General features: G+C 50.1%; 20 protein-coding genes. 11 read left to right on the top strand and 9 right to left on the bottom strand.

The annotated features are described in order from the left end of the window. Positions 1–19 precede the first annotated feature (19 nt). Entirely contained in the window at positions 20–910 is an 891-nt protein-coding gene (locus BEA93_RS02465) for a LysR family transcriptional regulator (RefSeq protein WP_001516353.1), read from the bottom strand. 106 nt (positions 911–1,016) lie between these two features. Here BEA93_RS02465 and BEA93_RS02470 point away from each other — a divergent pair, with 106 nt between their 5' ends. Further along, complete coding sequence (locus BEA93_RS02470; protein ID WP_000091861.1) at positions 1,017–2,270, top strand: MFS transporter; 1,254 nt, start codon at positions 1,017–1,019, stop codon at positions 2,268–2,270. A 47-nt stretch (positions 2,271–2,317) separates the two neighbouring features. On the opposite strand, the gene BEA93_RS26275 is transcribed toward BEA93_RS02470, so the two are convergent. After that, on the bottom strand, positions 2,318–2,437 hold the full coding sequence (locus BEA93_RS26275; protein WP_220131396.1) for a KPN_01571 family protein: 120 nt from the start codon (positions 2,435–2,437) through the stop codon (positions 2,318–2,320). Between the two features lie 254 nt (positions 2,438–2,691). On the opposite strand from BEA93_RS26275, the gene asr reads away from it, so the two are divergent. The 3 genes from asr to BEA93_RS02485 all read left to right on the top strand — a co-directional run bounded on the left by asr (position 2,692) and on the right by BEA93_RS02485 (position 4,094). Beyond that, entirely contained in the window at positions 2,692–2,997 is a 306-nt protein-coding gene (asr, locus tag BEA93_RS02475; protein WP_000756318.1) for an acid resistance repetitive basic protein Asr, read from the top strand. 92 nt (positions 2,998–3,089) lie between these two features. Further along, positions 3,090–3,173 (top strand): hypothetical protein, encoded by an 84-nt coding sequence (locus BEA93_RS02480; RefSeq protein ID WP_000233090.1) that lies wholly within the window; start codon positions 3,090–3,092, stop codon positions 3,171–3,173. A 99-nt stretch (positions 3,174–3,272) separates the two neighbouring features. Beyond that, entirely contained in the window at positions 3,273–4,094 is an 822-nt protein-coding gene (locus BEA93_RS02485) for a trypsin-like serine peptidase (RefSeq protein WP_001260827.1), read from the top strand. A 38-nt stretch (positions 4,095–4,132) separates the two neighbouring features. Here the strand turns inward: BEA93_RS02485 and mdtI are convergent, their stop codons facing one another. The 3 genes from mdtI to BEA93_RS26280 form a co-directional block, all read right to left on the bottom strand. Further along, positions 4,133–4,462 (bottom strand): multidrug/spermidine efflux SMR transporter subunit MdtI, encoded by a 330-nt coding sequence (gene mdtI / locus BEA93_RS02490; RefSeq protein WP_000046672.1) that lies wholly within the window; start codon positions 4,460–4,462, stop codon positions 4,133–4,135. Continuing rightward, complete coding sequence (mdtJ, locus tag BEA93_RS02495) at positions 4,449–4,814, bottom strand: multidrug/spermidine efflux SMR transporter subunit MdtJ (protein WP_000276139.1); 366 nt, start codon at positions 4,812–4,814, stop codon at positions 4,449–4,451. Before mdtJ ends, mdtI begins: the two co-directional genes overlap by 14 nt. Before the next feature lie 105 nt (positions 4,815–4,919). Further along, complete coding sequence (locus BEA93_RS26280; protein ID WP_085947940.1) at positions 4,920–5,090, bottom strand: protein YdgV; 171 nt, start codon at positions 5,088–5,090, stop codon at positions 4,920–4,922. A gap of 125 nt (positions 5,091–5,215) precedes the next feature. On the opposite strand from BEA93_RS26280, the gene tqsA reads away from it, so the two are divergent. Next, positions 5,216–6,250, top strand: coding sequence for an AI-2 transporter TqsA (gene tqsA / locus BEA93_RS02505; RefSeq protein WP_001516351.1), 1,035 nt, complete (start codon positions 5,216–5,218; stop codon positions 6,248–6,250). Between the two features lie 24 nt (positions 6,251–6,274). Here the strand turns inward: tqsA and pntB are convergent, their stop codons facing one another. Both pntB and pntA read right to left on the bottom strand, forming a co-directional pair. Further along, the gene (pntB, locus tag BEA93_RS02510) at positions 6,275–7,663 is read right to left on the bottom strand and encodes a Re/Si-specific NAD(P)(+) transhydrogenase subunit beta (protein WP_000014047.1); all 1,389 of its coding nucleotides are present in this window, start codon (positions 7,661–7,663) and stop codon (positions 6,275–6,277) included. 10 nt (positions 7,664–7,673) lie between these two features. Further along, positions 7,674–9,206 (bottom strand): Re/Si-specific NAD(P)(+) transhydrogenase subunit alpha, encoded by a 1,533-nt coding sequence (gene pntA, locus BEA93_RS02515; protein ID WP_001516350.1) that lies wholly within the window; start codon positions 9,204–9,206, stop codon positions 7,674–7,676. A gap of 522 nt (positions 9,207–9,728) precedes the next feature. On the opposite strand from pntA, the gene ydgH reads away from it, so the two are divergent. The 3 genes from ydgH to folM all read left to right on the top strand — a co-directional run bounded on the left by ydgH (position 9,729) and on the right by folM (position 12,999). Beyond that, a complete protein-coding gene (gene ydgH / locus BEA93_RS02520) occupies positions 9,729–10,673 on the top strand; it encodes a DUF1471 family protein YdgH (protein WP_001516349.1) in 945 nt (314 codons plus the stop codon). A 184-nt stretch (positions 10,674–10,857) separates the two neighbouring features. Further along, positions 10,858–12,240 carry an amino acid permease gene (locus BEA93_RS02530; protein WP_000412361.1) on the top strand — a complete coding sequence of 461 codons (1,383 nt, stop codon included), beginning with the start codon at positions 10,858–10,860 and terminating at the stop codon, positions 12,238–12,240. Between the two features lie 36 nt (positions 12,241–12,276). Further along, on the top strand, positions 12,277–12,999 hold the full coding sequence (gene folM, locus BEA93_RS02535) for a dihydromonapterin reductase (protein WP_000528572.1): 723 nt from the start codon (positions 12,277–12,279) through the stop codon (positions 12,997–12,999). On the opposite strand, the gene BEA93_RS02540 is transcribed toward folM, so the two are convergent. After that, positions 12,996–13,331 carry a GlpM family protein gene (locus BEA93_RS02540; RefSeq protein ID WP_000524883.1) on the bottom strand — a complete coding sequence of 112 codons (336 nt, stop codon included), beginning with the start codon at positions 13,329–13,331 and terminating at the stop codon, positions 12,996–12,998. The two genes, folM and BEA93_RS02540, sit on opposite strands and share 4 nt — an antisense overlap. 128 nt (positions 13,332–13,459) lie before the next feature. Between BEA93_RS02540 and rstA the strand changes: the two genes are divergently transcribed. From rstA to tus, 3 genes are all read left to right on the top strand, one after another. After that, the gene (rstA, locus tag BEA93_RS02545; RefSeq protein WP_001092496.1) at positions 13,460–14,179 is read left to right on the top strand and encodes a two-component system response regulator RstA; all 720 of its coding nucleotides are present in this window, start codon (positions 13,460–13,462) and stop codon (positions 14,177–14,179) included. 3 nt (positions 14,180–14,182) lie between these two features. Continuing rightward, complete coding sequence (gene rstB, locus BEA93_RS02550; protein ID WP_000732531.1) at positions 14,183–15,484, top strand: two-component system sensor histidine kinase RstB; 1,302 nt, start codon at positions 14,183–14,185, stop codon at positions 15,482–15,484. Between the two features lie 74 nt (positions 15,485–15,558). Then, on the top strand, positions 15,559–16,488 hold the full coding sequence (gene tus, locus BEA93_RS02555; protein ID WP_105224324.1) for a DNA replication terminus site-binding protein: 930 nt from the start codon (positions 15,559–15,561) through the stop codon (positions 16,486–16,488). On the opposite strand, the gene fumC is transcribed toward tus, so the two are convergent. Continuing rightward, positions 16,485–17,888, bottom strand: coding sequence for a class II fumarate hydratase (gene fumC, locus BEA93_RS02560; protein WP_105224323.1), 1,404 nt, complete (start codon positions 17,886–17,888; stop codon positions 16,485–16,487). The genes tus and fumC overlap by 4 nt on opposite strands. Between the last annotated feature and the right edge of the window lie 45 nt (positions 17,889–17,933).

A 17,933-nucleotide genomic window follows, 5' to 3' on the forward strand; every position in this document is an offset into this window, starting at 1 on the left:
TTTGCTGAATTTTTCCTCATCAGAGAGCATTCAGTAGCTGAATACGAAAGTTACGTGCTGCCGGGCTTTGTTCATGATGTTTTGGCCAAACCAGCCACATCTCAGAAACCGCATCCTCTTCCGCAATAGATACCCAACGCATTTCATTGAGTTGTACGCGTTTGAAAGATGCGGGCAAAATCGAAACGCCAAGACCCGCGGAAACCAGGCCGATGATAGTCATCGCCTCGCCGACTTCCTGGGTGATGACTGGGGTGAGATTGTAACGTCGCATCAGGCCGAGAATGTCATCATACAGCCCCGTCCCTACGTGCGGATCAAAAAAAACAAAGGGTTCTTTTGCCAGTTCTGCCAGCGTTACATTCGATTTATTGGCCAAAGGATGATCATGCGGGATCATCGCCATAAGTGGTTCATGCACAATGACCGCGTGGTCCAGCGTCTCCGGCAACACAGTATTTCGTAGCAACCCCATATCCAGCGTCCCTTCGATAAGGGGTGCTATTTGCTCGCGGGTGTTCATCTCGCGTGTCTGCAAATGAACATCAGGAAATTCGCGACGAAACAGCGATAAGGTATCAGATACTGCGCGAATAAATGGCGCTGATGAGGTAAAGCCAATGCGTAACTCTCCCGCCTCTCCCTGATGCAGGCGTTCAGCGCGAGCGGCAGCGTCATCCACCATAGACAGGATTTGCCGACTATCAGCAAGGAACTGCTTCCCTGCTGCCGTCAGCATTACGCTGCGATTGGTTCGTGCCAGCAGTCGCGCGCCAATTTGTTGCTCCAGTATCTGAATCTGCTGGCTTAGCGGCGGTTGTGAAATATTCAGTCGGGCAGCAGCGCGACCAAAATGCAGCTCTTCCGCAACAGCAATGAAGTAACGAAGGTGGCGCAATTCAATATTCATATTTTAAACATCTTATTTGAGACTATTAATATATTAGACATAACAATTCGATTTTCCTAATCTATTCCTAATCCCACATCACGGGCATATTTAGCAAGGATTTCAAGTGAGTCGTACTACAACTGTTGATGGCACTCCGGCAAGTGACACTGACAAGAAAAACCTTTCCCGGACAAACGAATTCATTAAACGCGGTACGCCGCAATTTATGCGTGTCACTCTGGCTCTATTCTCGGCCGGGCTGGCAACCTTTGCGCTTCTTTATTGTGTGCAGCCTATTCTTCCGGTGCTTTCGCAAGAATTTGGCTTAACGCCTGCTAACAGTAGTATTTCACTGTCAATTTCAACGATCATGCTTGCCATTGGTTTACTATTTACTGGCCCACTTTCCGATGCCATAGGTCGCAAGCCGGTGATGGTGACGGCACTACTGTTGGCCTCCATCTGCACGTTACTTTCGACGATGATGACTAGCTGGCACGGTATTTTGATTATGCGCGCCTTGATTGGTCTGTCGTTAAGCGGCGTAGCTGCCGTTGGCATGACCTACCTTAGCGAAGAGATCCACCCCAGTTTTGTGGCATTTTCAATGGGACTGTACATCAGCGGCAACTCAATTGGCGGTATGAGTGGGCGCTTAATCAGCGGGGTATTTACTGACTTCTTTAACTGGCGAATTGCTCTGGCGGTTATTGGCTGTTTCGCTCTGACCTCAGCGTTAATGTTCTGGAAAATCCTCCCGGAGTCACGCCATTTCCGCCCATCCTCGTTGCGCCCAAAAACGCTGTTTATTAACTTCCGTCTGCACTGCCGTGATCAGGGATTACCCTTATTATTCGTCGAAGGTTTTTTGCTGATGGGGTCGTTCGTCACTCTGTTTAATTACATTGGTTATCGGTTGATGCTTCCCCCCTGGCATGTCAGTCAGGCCGTGGTTGGCTTATTATCGCTAGTCTATTTGACTGGCACCTGGAGTTCGCCAAAAGCAGGCACCATGACTACCCGCTTCGGTCGTGGTCCGGTGATGTTATTTTCGACAGGTGTCATGCTTTTTGGCCTTCTCCTGACATTGTTCAACCCACTGTGGTTGATTTTTGCCGGTATGATGCTTTTCTCTACAGGATTCTTTGCCGCTCACTCTGTCGCCAGTAGCTGGATTGGCCCACGTGCTAAACGCGCCAGAGGCCAGGCTTCCTCGCTGTATCTATTTTGTTACTATCTGGGTTCAAGTATTGCAGGGACATTAGGTGGCGTCTTCTGGCATAACTATGGCTGGAACGGCGTCGGTGCATTTATTGCCGTGATGTTGGTGGTCGCTATTCTGGTCGGAACACGTTTACATCATCGCCTGCACGCCTGAAAAATAAGCCCGGACTGAGTTAAAACCTGTCCGGGCTTATTGTCTGCTCAACTCAACGTTAATAACCATCCCAAAATAGACGAAGTGCCGGCCATTTCTCGCAGTGCATCTAACGCCATCAGGATAATAAGCACCCAAATAAACGGATTCATTTTGCTGTGTGTCATTTATTGTTAATACACGGTGATTCTACCAATTTATAGGTAATGAAAAAGTTAAGTCAATCAATACTACCGATATTGGTGGGAAAATCTCCTTAAGTCACAATGCGTTATTATTTCTCACGTCATCGCTACTCGCTTTGTACATATCGTTACATGCCGAAACCAACCACTCACGGAAGCCTGCTATTTCCAGAGATATAGTCATTACATCGGCCCCGCAGTGGGGTTGCATAAAAAACCAAATTGAGGGTATGACAATGAAAAAAGTATTAGCTCTGGTTGTTGCCGCTGCTATGGGTCTCTCTTCTGCTGCCTTTGCCGCAGAGACTGCGACCACGCCTGCTCCGACTGCTGCTACCAAAGCAGCACCTGCAAAAACCATTCATCATAAAAAACAGCATAAAGCAGCGCCCGCCCAGAAAGCGCAAGCGGCTAAAAAACATCATAAAAAAGCAAAAACTGAACAGAAAGCACCTGAGCAAAAAGCACAGGCCGCCAAAAAGCACAGCAAAAAACACAGCCAGCAACAACCGACAAAACCTGCAGCACAGCCAGCCGCATAAGTTTTCGACAGCAATAGTGGCGCGCCCCCTCGCGCCTGAAAATTACGGTGCTAAGCGGGTAACGTTTAGCACCGCCTTTAGCGGAGGGTACTATGGTGGGCCGTTATCGCTTTGAGTTCATTCTTATCATCCTTATTTTATGTGCGCTGATTGCCGCCCGTTTTTATCTTTCCTGAGCGTAGTTATCTGATTTTACTCCCACTTTCATCCCGTCCCGTCTATAGTATTTACGAGGGTTTGCTTTTAATAATCATAATTACTCGCCAGAGTGTGATATGCGTACAACCATTGCTGTAGTACTGGGTGCAATTAGTCTGACATCTGCATTTGTGTTTGCGGATAAACCGGACGATCCTAAATCGGCTCATGATGAGGTCAGCACCCTATTTTTTGGTCATGATGATCGTGTACCGGTAAATAACACGACCCAATCGCCGTGGGATGCGGTTGGGCAACTGGAAACGGCCAGCGGCAATTTATGTACGGCGACGCTGATTGCGCCTAATCTCGCATTAACTGCGGGCCACTGTTTATTAACGCCACCAAAAGGTAAACCAGACAAAGCAATTGCGCTGCGTTTTGTTTCGAATAAAGGGCTATGGCGCTATGAGATCCACGATATTGAAGGTCGTGTTGATCCGACGCTAGGGAAACGGTTAAAGGCTGATGGTGATGGCTGGATTGTCCCGCCCGCAGCCGCGCCGTGGGATTTCGGTTTGATTGTGCTGCGCAATCCCCCTTCTGGCATTACGCCGTTGCCATTATTTGAGGGAGATAAAGCCGCGCTTACCGCCGCATTAAAAGCGGCTGGTCGTAAAGTGACTCAGGCGGGGTATCCCGAAGATCATCTTGATACCTTATACAGCCATCAAAATTGCGAAGTGACTGGCTGGGCGCAAACCTCGGTGATGTCGCATCAGTGCGATACCCTGCCGGGTGACAGCGGTTCGCCACTGATGCTGCATACTGATGACGGCTGGCAGTTAATTGGTGTGCAAAGTTCAGCTCCTGCAGCGAAAGATCGCTGGCGCGCCGATAACCGGGCCATTTCTGTCACCGGTTTTCGCGACAAGTTAGAAGAACTGACCCGGCAATAATGTTCAAACGCTGCCCGCATTGTCGGGCAGCGTGGTCATCAGGCGAGTTTCACCATGATCATTCCGGCCAATAGCAAGATCAGGCCAACCCAGCCTTTGCGATTTAAACGTTGACCAAACAAGATCCACCCCGCAGCTAAAGTGGCGGTAATACCAAACCCACCCCACAATGCATAGGCTACAGACAAGTCGATCCCTTTAACGGCCTGCGAAAGCGCGCTAAAGGCAGCAAGCACCGCCGCCAGCGAGAGCAAGCCATAAACTTTGCGGCGAAAGCCGTCAGAAAATTTCAAAAAGACGTTAGCCATGATTTCCAGCACAGTTGCCAGTGCCAACCAGGCGGCATGAACCCATTCAAACTGCGCCACGGTTCACCTCCAGCGAGGGTTTACGTACTTTGCGTGTACCAGATTTAATCAACACAATCCCGACAACCAGGGTTGTTAACCCGGCAATTTTTAGCAGCGATAAGCTTTCATCGAATAACAGAACGCTAAATAGCGTAATAAATAAAATACCGATGCCTTCCCACAGAGCATAAGCCACACCAAGCGCTATTTTTTTCACGGCGAAAGAAAGAAATATATATGACAGTGAAATCATCACCAGCATTAAAATAAATCCACCGTTACCGTTACTGACGCTCGCCCATTTCATTGACAGCGTTCCGGTAATTTCTGTGGCAATAGCCAGACCTAATAAAGCCCAATAAATATACATCGTCCTTCCCCTGCAAGAGAATTATTTTAATGTTCGCTGAATTCAGCGAAACCAAAGAAAAGTATTCAGTCCAGCGCAGAGCGCCAGCTTTGACAGAAGAAAGGACTAAAGCGCGTTGCGCCAGTGTTGCTCGCCTGCGAGCAAGATGCTGGATGAGGTACGAAGATGGGTAAATGTAGAAAATAACGTCCTGAACAAATTGTCCATAATATTACAATTATCCGCAGTGTTGCTTCTCGTCATCGCGGATGATAATTGTCCTCGGTAGTTGTACACGCCTGATTTGTATCATAGCTTAAGAATTAACTCAAAACATTTTCATATCTTTACCTGAGTGGTTTGATTTTCGTTATAATGCCGCAGAAAAAATATTATTAGCGAAGAAAAAAACGGGGATAAACATGGCAAAGCCGATCATCACGCTCAATGGCCTAAAAATCGTCATTATGTTGGGAATGCTGGTCATTATTCTCTGCGGTATCCGGTTTGCCGCCGATATCATCGTCCCCTTTATCCTCGCCCTATTTATCGCAGTCATTCTTAACCCGCTGGTACAACGCATGGTTCGCTGGCGAGTACCGCGCGTACTGGCGGTGTCGATTTTAATGACCATCATCGTAATGGCGATGGTGCTTATGCTGGCCTATCTCGGCTCAACACTCAATGAACTGACCCGCACTTTGCCACAGTATCGCAGCTCAATCATAAAGCCTCTGCAAGCTCTGGAGCCTTTATTACAGCGCGTGGGTATTGATGTCTCAGTTGACCAACTGGCGCATTACATTGACCCGAACGCGGCGATGACGTTGCTGACCAACTTACTGACGCAGTTATCTAACGCCATGTCATCAATATTTTTATTGCTGTTGACGGTGCTGTTTATGCTGCTCGAAGTTCCGCAACTGCCCGGCAAACTCCAGCAAATGATGGCACGTCCGGTCGAAGGAATGGCGGCGATTCAGCGCGCGATTGACAGTGTGTCGCATTACCTGGTGCTGAAAACGGCCATCAGCATCATCACCGGACTGGTCGCCTGGGCGATGCTCGCAGCACTGGACGTTCGCTTTGCTTTTGTCTGGGGATTGCTGGCCTTCGCGCTTAATTACATTCCTAATATTGGTTCGGTCCTTGCGGCTATTCCCCCTATTGCCCAGGTACTGGTGTTTAATGGTTTCTACGAAGCGTTGTTGGTGCTGGCGGGATATCTGCTGATTAATCTGGTCTTCGGTAATATTCTGGAACCACGCATTATGGGACGCGGATTGGGGCTTTCCACACTGGTGGTCTTTTTGTCGTTAATTTTTTGGGGATGGTTGTTAGGACCGGTGGGGATGCTGCTTTCGGTGCCGTTGACGATTATTGTCAAAATTGCGCTTGAACAAACAGCGGGAGGTCAAAGTATCGCCGTGCTGTTAAGCGATCTCAAGAAAGAGTAACGGCCTCCGCAGAGGCCGTTGAGGTTACAGTGCTTTCAGAATCGCATCCACGCTGGCTTTGGCGTCACCAAACAGCATGTGGGTGTTTTCCTTGAAAAACAGCGGGTTTTGCACACCAGCATAGCCGGTGTTCATCGAACGTTTAAAGACAATCACGTTCTGCGCTTTCCACACTTCCAGCACAGGCATACCGGCAATTGGGCTTTTCGGATCGTCCTGCGCCGCCGGGTTAACCGTATCGTTCGCACCAATTACCAGCACGGTATCGGTATCAGCAAAGTCATCGTTGATCTCGTCCATTTCCAGCACGATGTCATACGGCACTTTCGCTTCTGCCAGCAATACGTTCATATGCCCAGGCAAACGCCCCGCAACCGGGTGAATACCGAAACGCACGTTGATACCGCGGGCACGCAGTTTCTCGGTGATTTCTGCCACCGGATATTGCGCCTGCGCGACTGCCATGCCGTAACCTGGGGTGATGATCACTGAATGCGAATTTTTCAGCAGTTCCGCCGTCTCTTCCGCCGTAATTTCGCGATGTTCACCCACTTCCTGATCGTCGCCGGTAGAGGAACCATCGGTGCCGAAACCACCCGCAATGACGCTGATAAAGGAACGGTTCATCGCCTTACACATGATGTAAGAAAGGATTGCCCCCGAAGAACCGACCAGCGCACCGGTCACAATCAGCAAGTCGTTGCTGAGCATAAAGCCCGCGGCCGCTGCCGCCCAACCAGAGTAAGAGTTCAGCATCGACACCACCACTGGCATATCTGCGCCACCGATGGAAGCCACTAAATGCCAGCCGAAGACCAGTGCAATGGCGGTCATTATCAGCAATGCCAGAACTTGCAGGCCAACGCTTTCGGTGCGGACAAACACAATCAGCAGCAGGAAGGAAACGACCAGAGCAGCCAGATTCATTTTGTGACGGTTTGGCAGCATCAGCGGTTTAGACGAAATTTTGCCGCACAACTTACCGAATGCCACGACCGAGCCGGTGAAGGTCACCGCACCAATGAAGATACCGAGGAATACTTCCGTCAGGTGAATGTTGGCCAGAATCGGAGCCATATCCGCATCGTGATGCAGATAGCTATTAAAACCAACCAGCACCGCCGCCAGCCCCACAAAACTATGCAGGATCGCCACCAGTTCCGGCATTTCAGTCATTTCGACCTTCTTCGCCAGGCGGATACCAATTGCGCCACCGATGACCATCGCCAGCAAGATCCAACCAACATTGCCAGTATCCGGCCCCAAAATAGTAGCGATTAACGCAATCGCCATCCCGGCGATACCGAAGTTGTTACCCTGGCGAGAGGTTTCATGTTTCGAAAGCCCGGCCAGGCTGAAGATAAACAGGATCGCGGCAACAATGTATGCAGCTGTAACTAATCCTCCAGACATATGTTACCCCTTAGTTTTTGCGGAACATTTTCAGCATACGCTGAGTCACGGTGAAGCCACCGAAAATATTAATGCTGGCTATAAGCACCGCGATAAAACTAAGGAAGCTAACCCAGCCGCCCTGGCCAATCTGCAACAGTGCTCCGACAACAATAATCCCTGAAATCGCGTTGGTGACCGACATCAGCGGCGTATGTAGCGCGTGCGATACATTCCACACCACGTAATAGCCCACAACGCACGCCAGCGCGAACACGGTGAAATGCCCGAGGAACTCTTTTGGTGCAACATTTGCCAGCCAACCGAAGAGGATGATTGCCAACGCCATCAGGGCGTATTTACGCCACGGTGAACAGGTGCATTTTTCCTCAGCTTTGACTTCCGGTGCGGCTTTCTGTGTCGCCTGTGGCTGGGCTGAAACCTGAATCGGCGGTGCCGGCCAGGTAATTTCGCCAGCACGAATCACGGTCACGCCGCGAATCACTACATCATCAAAATCAACAGTAATGTTGCCGTCTTTCTCCTTGCACAACAGCTTCAGCAGATTGACAAGGTTGGTGCCGTAAAGCTGTGAGGATTGTGTTGGCAGACGCCCCGGAAGATCGGTATAACCAATCACTTTGACGCCATTTTCCGTAGTGAAGATTTCACCCGGCACGGTGTATTCACAGTTACCGCCGTTTTGTGCGGCCAGATCGACAATCACACTGCCCGACTTCATGGAGTCAACCATTTCGCGGGTAATCAGTTTCGGTGCCGGTTTACCTGGAATAAGCGCGGTGGTCACAATGATATCGACCTCTTTTGCCTGCGCAGCAAAGAGTTCCATTTCTGCCTTGATGAACGCTTCCGACATCACTTTGGCATAGCCATCGCCGCTGCCTGCTTCCTCTTTGAAATCCAGTTCGAGGAATTCCGCGCCCATACTTTGAACTTGTTCTTTCACTTCCGGGCGGGTATCAAACGCACGCACAATCGCACCGAGACTGTTTGCCGCACCAATGGCCGCGAGACCCGCAACACCCGCACCAATCACCATCACTTTTGCCGGAGGCACTTTACCTGCCGCGGTGATTTGCCCTGTAAAGAAACGCCCAAACTCATGCGCCGCCTCAACAATGGCGCGATAGCCAGCGATGTTCGCCATCGAACTTAACGCGTCCAGTGATTGCGCGCGTGAGATACGCGGTACGGAGTCCATCGCCATCACGGTGACGTTACGTTCCGCAAGCTTTTGCATTAGCTCCGGATTCAGCGCAGGCCAGATAAAACTCACCAGCGTTGTTCCTGGATTCAGTAACGCAATTTCATCATCTAACGGCGCATTGACCTTCAGAATGATATCTGACTGCCAGACGTTATTCCCTTCTACTATTTCAGCGCCCGCTTGCACAAACGCTTTATCGTCAAAACTTGCCAGTTGACCCGCGCCGCTCTCTACCGCGACGGTAAAACCCAGTTTCAGCAACTGCTCCACTGTTTTGGGCGTTGCTGCAACACGGGTTTCATTGGTTAACCGTTCTCTTGGTATTCCAATTCGCATGATATTCCCTTCCATCGGTTTTATTGATGATGGTTTGCCTGTGTCAGGAACCACACAAGCCGCTCATATACGAGCTAAATGTTACTCCGTTAAAATAAATTAGTAACAAACGCCCTATAACGTACTGAAAATAATGCTTGCGATCTAGCGCCAAAAATCACTATTTCGGCGTTAACTCGAAAAATATTAACGATTCAGCCTTGATAGTGAGATAAACACCATAGAACAACGGATAAAGGGCGATAATTGTCTCCGATAGCCAGGTAAAACATGAGATCACCCCGGTGCAAACTGTCACTTAACATTAAATTAACTTATACAATTCAGCCGTTTCAGCCGTTGTATGTTGCTACGGTTACTTTTTAATCACAGATGGTTATTCGATCAGGTTTAAAATCAAATCAGGAAGTCTGATATGAAAAATCACGCAGACAGTTACACCGTTTAAATGCAATAATCAGCCACGTTTCTCGTTAATAACAATACCAGTACCTGGTTTGCGCAAGGCGAAGGATTATTTTTATGAAGCTTAAGAACACCCTCCTGGCGTCGGCACTGCTTTCTGCTACGGCATTCTCCGTTAACGCAGCAACAGAACTGACACCGGAGCAAGCGGCAGCGGTTAAACCTTTTGATCGTGTAGTGGTTACCGGACGTTTCAATGCCATTGGCGAGGCGGTGAAAGCCGTTTCCCGTCGTGCTGATAAAGAAGGTGCAGCCTCCTTTTATGTTGTCGACACGTCAGATTTCGGTAACAGCGGTAACTGGCGAGTGGTTGCCGATCTCTATAAGTCTGATGCTGAAAAAGCAGAAACCGAAAAAAATCGCGTGATTAACGGTGTGGTTGAACTGCCAAAAGACCAGGCCGTTCTGATTGAGCCGTTTGACACTGTCACCGTCCAGGGCTTCTACCGTAGCCAACCGGAAGTGAATGACGCCATCACCAAAGCGGCGAAAGCAAAAGGCGCATACTCTTTCTACATCGTTCGCCAAATCGATGCCAACCAGGGCGGTAACCAACGCATTACAGCGTTCATCTATAAAAAAGATGCTAAGAAACGTGTAGTCCAAAGCCCGGATGTGATCCCGGCAGACTCCGAAGCCGGACGTGCAGCCCTGGCTGCCGGTGGCGAAGCCGCGAAGAAAGTTGAAATCCCGGGTGTTGCCACTACCGCATCACCCAGTTCCGAAGTTGGTCGTTTCTTCGAAACTCAGTCCTCAAAAGGCGGACGTTACACTGTCACGCTTCCTGACGGCACTAAAGTCGAAGAACTGAACAAGGCAACCGCAGCGATGATGGTGCCGTTCGACAGCATTAAGTTCTCAGGTAACTACGGTAACATGACCGAAGTCTCCTACCAGGTTGCTAAACGTGCCGCGAAGAAAGGTGCGAAGTATTACCACATCACCCGCCAGTGGCAGGAACGTGGTAATAATCTGACCATCAGCGCAGACCTGTATAAATAACTATTCAGTATCCCAATGAGGCGGCTTTATGCCGCCTTTAGCATTTTTAGTCACAAATTTCCCCGTGACCATTGCATGCAGACACATCTCTTCGTAAAATCCCGCGCTTCAGTGGCAAACACCATTTTTATGCGTCCTGCCCTAATATTTATTCTTTTGAACACCTTTTAAACACTGGATATCGATGGAAAAGAAACTGGGACTGAGCGCACTCACCGCGCTGGTATTAAGCTCAATGCTGGGCGCAGGTGTTTTCAGTCTGCCACAAAATATGGCCGCGGTTGCCAGCCCGGCAGCACTGCTCATCGGTTGGGGCATTACTGGCGCTGGCATTTTATTACTCGCCTTTGCCATGCTGATCCTGACACGCATTCGTCCCGATCTTGACGGCGGCATCTTTACCTATGCTCGTGAAGGTTTTGGCGAACTCATTGGTTTCTGCTCCGCATGGGGATATTGGCTGTGCGCGGTTATCGCTAACGTCTCCTATCTGGTGATCGTCTTTTCTGCATTGAGTTTCTTCACCGATACCCCGGAACTGCGCCTGTTTGGCGATGGCAACACCTGGCAATCGATCGTCGGTGCATCCGCACTTTTGTGGATTGTTCACTTTTTGATCCTGCGCGGTGTACAGACCGCTGCCAGCATTAACCTGGTGGCAACGCTGGCAAAATTGTTGCCATTGGGACTGTTTATTGTACTGGCGCTGATGATGTTCAAACTGGACACCTTCAGACTCGACTTCTCTGGCCTTGCACTTGGTGTACCGGTGTGGGAACAGGTGAAAAACACCATGCTGATCACCCTGTGGGTATTCATTGGTGTGGAAGGTGCGGTGGTGGTTTCTGCGCGTGCGCGTAATAAACATGATGTCGGCAAAGCGACACTCCTGGCGGTACTTTCCGCGCTGGGCGTTTATTTACTGGTCACTCTGCTTTCGCTGGGCGTGGTTGCGCGTCCTGAACTGGCGGAAATTCGTAACCCGTCTATGGCGGGCCTGATGGTGAAAATGATGGGGCCGTGGGGCGAGATTATCATCGCTGCCGGATTGATCGTTTCCGTTTGTGGCGCATATTTAAGTTGGACCATTATGGCGGCAGAAGTCCCCTTCCTGGCAGCGACCCATAAAGCATTCCCGCGCATTTTTGCCCGCCAGAACGCACAGGCTGCGCCATCCGCCTCGCTGTGGCTGACCAACATCTGCGTGCAAATTTGTCTGGTGCTAATCTGGCTGACCGGTTCCGATTACAACACGTTGCTAACCATTGCCTCAGAAATGATTCTGGTGCCCTATTTCCTTGTTGGCGCGTTCTTGCTGAAAATCGCAACCCGCCCGCTGCATAAAGCGGTAGGTGTCGGTGCCTGCATTTATGGCTTATGGTTATTGTACGCCTCTGGTCCAATGCACCTGTTGTTGTCCGTCGTTCTGTATGCGCCGGGGTTGCTGGTATTCCTGTACGCGCGTAAAACGCATACACATGATAATGTTCTGAATCGTCAGGAAATGGTACTGATTGGCATGCTGTTAATTGCCGCAGTTCCGGCGACCTGGATGCTGGTGGGATAACGTTCGTCCCATCGTTGGATAGCAAAGGAGATAACGATGGGTAATACCCAGCCCTTGCCAATATTAATCACTGGCGGAGGCCGTCGCATCGGCCTCGCCCTCGCCTGGCATTTCATTAATCAAAAGCAACCGGTGATTGTCAGCTATCGGACGCACTATCCTGCCATTGATAGCCTGATTCAGGCGGGAGCACAGTGTATTCAGGCTGATTTTTCGACGAATGATGGCGTGATGGCGTTTGCCGATAAAGTATTAAAAAGCACCCACGGCCTGCGTGCCATTTTGCACAATGCCAGCGCGTGGATGGCAGAAAAACCAGGTACGCCACTGGCTGACGTGCTGGCCTGCATGATGCAAATCCACGTTAATACCCCATACCTTCTTAACCACGCTCTGGAAAGATTACTGCGTGGTCACGGGCACGCCGCCAGCGATATTATTCACTTCACCGATTATGTGGTGGAACGAGGCAGCGACAACCATATCGCCTATGCAGCAAGCAAAGCAGCCCTGGATAATATGACCCGCTCATTTGCCCGCAAGCTGGCACCGGAAGTGAAAGTGAATTCTATTGCACCGTCGCTGATCCTGTTTAATGAACATGATGATGCTGAATATCGCCAACAGGCGCTGAATAAATCGCTGATGAAAACCGCGCCTGGCGAGAAAGAGGTGATCGATCTGGTCGATTACTTGCTCACCAGTTGCTTTGTTACCGGGCGCAGTTTCCCGCTTGATGGAGGTCGACATCTGCGTTAATGCAGTTTCATCCAGCAAATAATCAGCACCCATGCGCTTAGTCCCCAGCACACCACAGAACCTACAAAAGCCGCGGGCAAGCGCATGATTCCAGTGAAATACCACAGCGACGCCAGATAAATAAAATAAGGAATGATCGACCACATACTGAAAATGATGGTTGCGCGTAAGGCTTCAATGCCGCGTTCGCTGGCAACAATATAATGCGCGATGAGCGCAAAGGTTGGGAAAAGCGGGATCAGCCCGGCTATGTAGTAATTTTTCGTTTTTGCTAATACACCAATCAACACCACCACCAGCGCACCAAGCGCGGCTTTGATTACCAGCCCCATCTTTTTACCTTAACACTTCCATAACAAGTCCTTAGTAGAATACCTGATGCAAACTTGTTTAGAAACGATTGATAGTAAGTAAAAACGGTGCAGTGTATTGTGACGTTTTTATATCTACCGTGAATAATATGAACACTATCGTATTTGTGGAAGATGACGCAGAAGTTGGTTCACTGATTGCCGCATACCTGGCGAAACATGATATGCAGGTAACCATAGAACCTCGCGGCGACCATGCAGAAGAAACGATCCTGCGGGAAAATCCGGATCTGGTGCTACTCGATATCATGCTACCAGGCAAAGACGGCATGACTATCTGTCGCGATTTAGGTTCTAAGTGGTCCGGACCAATCGTTCTGCTGACCTCCCTCGACAGTGATATGAACCACATTCTGGCGCTGGAAATGGGTGCCTGCGACTATATTCTCAAAACGACTCCTCCTGCAGTTCTGCTGGCTCGGCTACGTTTACATTTGCGTCAGAATGAGCAAGCGACGCTGACCAAAGGCATTCAGGAAACGCCTCTGACGCCCTACAAAGCATTGCATTTCGGCACGTTGACCATCGACCCTATTAACCGCGTAGTCACCCTTGCTAACACTGAGATTTCACTCTCTACCGCCGATTTCGAACTGCTCTGGGAATTAGCCACTCATGCGGGGCAAATTATGGATCGCGATGCGTTGTTGCGAAATTTACGCGGCGTCAGTTATGACGGTCTGGATCGTAGCGTGGACGTGGCTATTTCGCGGTTAAGAAAAAAACTGCTCGATAACGCTGCTGAACCGTATCGTATTAAAACTGTGCGTAACAAAGGCTATCTTTTTGCGCCCCATGCATGGGAATGAGCGATGAAAAAACTGTTTATCCAGTTTTATCTTTTACTGTTTGTCTGCTTTCTGGTGATGTCCCTGCTGGTTGGACTGGTGTACAAATTTACCGCCGAACGCGCGGGCAAACAGTCGCTGGATGATTTGATGAACAGTTCGCTGTACCTGATGCGTAGCGAGTTGCGGGAGATCCCCCCGCACGACTGGGGAAAAACGCTGAAGGAGATGGATTTAAATCTCTCTTTCGATCTGCGTGTCGAACCCTTGAGTAAGTATCATCTCGATGAAATTTCCATGCACCGACTGCGTGGCGGTGAGATTGTTGCTCTGGATGATCAGTACACTTTTTTGCAACGCATCCCACGCAGCCACTACGTGCTGGCCGTCGGTCCCGTTCCTTATCTCTATTACCTCCATCAAATGCGTTTGTTGGATATCGCGCTGATTGCCTTTATTGCCATCTCTCTCGCCTTTCCAGTGTTTATCTGGATGCGTCCGCACTGGCAGGACATGTTAAAACTGGAAGCAGCGGCGCAACGATTTGGCGATGGCCATCTCAATGAACGCATTCACTTTGATGATGGTTCGAGCTTTGAACGACTGGGCGTAGCATTTAACCAGATGGCGGACAATATCAATGCATTAATTGCCAGCAAAAAACAGCTTATCGACGGGATTGCTCACGAACTGCGAACGCCGTTAGTGCGCCTGCGTTATCGGCTGGAGATGAGCGATAACCTGAGTGAAACAGAGTCTCAGGCTCTGAATCGTGATATCAGCCAACTGGAAGCCTTGATCGAAGAACTGCTGACCTATGCCCGATTAGACCGCCCGCAAAATGAGTTGCATCTTAGCGAGCCAGACCTACCGTTATGGCTGTCAACACATCTGGCCGATATCCAGGCTGTTAACCCCGACAAAACGGTACGGATAAAAACGCTCATGCAAGGTCATTATGCGGCGCTGGATATGCGCTTAATGGCGCGCGTGTTGGATAACTTGATCAATAACGCCCTGCGCTACTGCCATTCAACCGTAGAAACCAGCCTGCTACTGGCAGGAAACAGAGCGACATTAATTGTCGAAGATGATGGGCCAGGAATAGCCCCACAGGATCGCGAGCATGTCTTTGAACCCTTTGTGCGTCTCGATCCTAGCCGTGACCGTTCAACCGGCGGTTGTGGGTTGGGACTGGCGATTGTCCACTCTATTGCACTGGCAATGGGCGGCACGGTTAACTGTGACTCCAGCGAACTGGGTGGTGCCCGCTTCTCGTTTAGCTGGCCGTTATGGCATAACATCCCGCAATTTACCTCTGCCTGACACTACGCGCACGGTGGTCAAGTTACCGCCGTTGTGTTATATAATAAGTATGTTGTAACTAAAGTGGTGATTTTATGGCTCGTTACGATCTCGTTGACCGACTCAATACTACCTTTCGTCAGATGGAGCAAGAACTGGCCGCGTTTGCCGCTGAGCTTGAGCAGCACAAGTTGCTGGTTGCCCGCGTGTTCTCTTTACCGGAAGTCAAAAAAGCGGATGAGCATAATCCGCTGAATTGCATTGAAGTTAAGCAACATCTCGGCAAAGAGGCGCAGGTGCTGGCACTACGTCATTTCCGCCATTTGTTTATTCAGCAACAGTCCGAAAACCGCAGCAGCAAGGCCGCTGTTCGTCTGCCTGGCGTGCTGTGTTATCAGGTCGATAATCTTTCACAAGCGGCGCTGGCAAGTCATATTCAGCGCATCAATCAACTCAAAACCACTTTTGAACATATCGTCACGGTTGAGTCAGAACTCCCCACGGCGGCGCGTTTTGAATGGGTACATCGTCATTTGCCGGGACTGATTACCCTTAACGCTTACCGCACGCTCACGGTTCTTCACGATCCTGCCACTTTACGTTTTGGCTGGGCGAATAAGCATATCATTAAGAATTTGCATCGTGATGAAGTACTGGCTCAACTGGAAAAAAGCCTGAAATCACCACGCAGCGTCGCGCCGTGGACGCGCGAGGAGTGGCAAGGAAAACTGGAGCGTGAGTATCAGGATATCGCCGCCCTGCCGCAGGATGCGAAATTAAAAATCAAACGTCCGGTGAAGGTGCAGCCAATTGCCCGTGTCTGGTATAAGGGAGATCAAAAACAGGTACAACATGCCTGCCCTACGCCGCTTATCGCGTTGGTTAATCGGGATAATGGTGCTGGTGTGCCGGACGTTGGCGAGCTGCTAAATTATGATGCCGACAATGTGCAGCACCGTTACAAACCCCAGGCGCAGCCGCTTCGCTTAATCATTCCACGGCTGCACCTGTATGTTGCAGATTAACGCCCGACTTTCATACTGCCGACCATCTGTTCTGGTCGTACCCAACTATCAAACTCGGCCTCGTTAAGATACCCCAACGCAAGGGCTGCGGCTTTTAAAGTCAGCCCTTCTTTGTGTGCTTTTTTAGCGATCTCAGCGGCTTTGTCATAGCCAATGTGGGTGTTGAGCGCAGTCACCAGCATTAGCGACTCATTGAGCAATTGATTGATTCGCTCACGATTCGGCTCAATTCCCACTGCACAATGTTTGTTAAAACTTTCCATGCCATCCGCCAGTAAGCGCACCGATTGCAGGAAATTGTGGATCACCATCGGGCGGAAGACGTTCAGTTCGAAATTACCGGAAGCGCCACCGATGTTGATCGCCACGTCGTTTCCCATCACCTGACAGCAAAGCATGGTTAACGCTTCACACTGCGTTGGGTTCACTTTCCCTGGCATGATTGAGCTGCCCGGCTCGTTTTCCGGAATTGAGATTTCGCCAATGCCACAGCGAGGGCCTGAAGCCAGCCAGCGGACATCGTTCGCAATTTTCATCAGTGACGCCGCCAGCCCTTTCAACGCGCCATGAGCCTGAACCAGTGCATCGCAGGTCGCCAGTGCTTCAAATTTGTTCGGAGCAGTAACAAACGGCGCACAGGTAATTACCGAAAGCTCATCCGCTACGCGACGGGCATATTCCGGATGGGTATTCAGCCCCGTCCCTACCGCTGTACCGCCCAGCGCCAGTTCCGCCACATGCGGCAGGCTGTATTCAATATGTTTGAGATTATGCTCCAGCATCGCTACCCAGCCGGAAATCTCCTGGCCCAGTGTCAGCGGCGTGGCGTCCTGCAAGTGGGTACGACCAATTTTGACGATATCGGCAAATGCGCGCGATTTCTCATTCAGCGTTTGTGTCAGTGTTTTAAGCTGCGGGATGAGTTGCTTGCGTAGCGCCAGCAGCGCCGCAACGTGCATTGCTGTCGGAAAGACATCATTTGAACTTTGGCTTTTGTTCACGTCGTCGTTAGGGTGAATTTTACGTTCCATTCCGCGCACGCCACCGAGCAGTTCGCTCGCCCGATTGGCCAGCACTTCGTTCATATTCATGTTGCTTTGCGTGCCGGAACCCGTCTGCCAGATAGCCAGCGGAAATTCATCGTCATGCTGTCCCGCCAGCACTTCATCCGCTGCCTGATGGATAGCACTCGCTTTCTCTTCAGAGAGTAAACCTAAATCTTCGTTAACTTTTGCCGCTGCACGCTTAGTCAGCGCCAGCGCATGAATCAGTGAGGTGGGCATTTTCTCCGTGGAAATACGGAAATGCTCCAGCGAGCGTTGAGTTTGTGCGCCCCACAGCTTATCTGCCGGGACATCGATCGCACCCATCGAATCTTTTTCGCTGCGTACTGTATTCATGGCCTGCTCCTCACCTGATTAATTTTTTCTTTCTGTTTTGCTTTC

Source organism: Escherichia sp. MOD1-EC5950, from assembly GCF_002965345.1.
Classification (GTDB): Bacteria; Pseudomonadota; Gammaproteobacteria; order Enterobacterales; family Enterobacteriaceae; genus Escherichia; species Escherichia marmotae.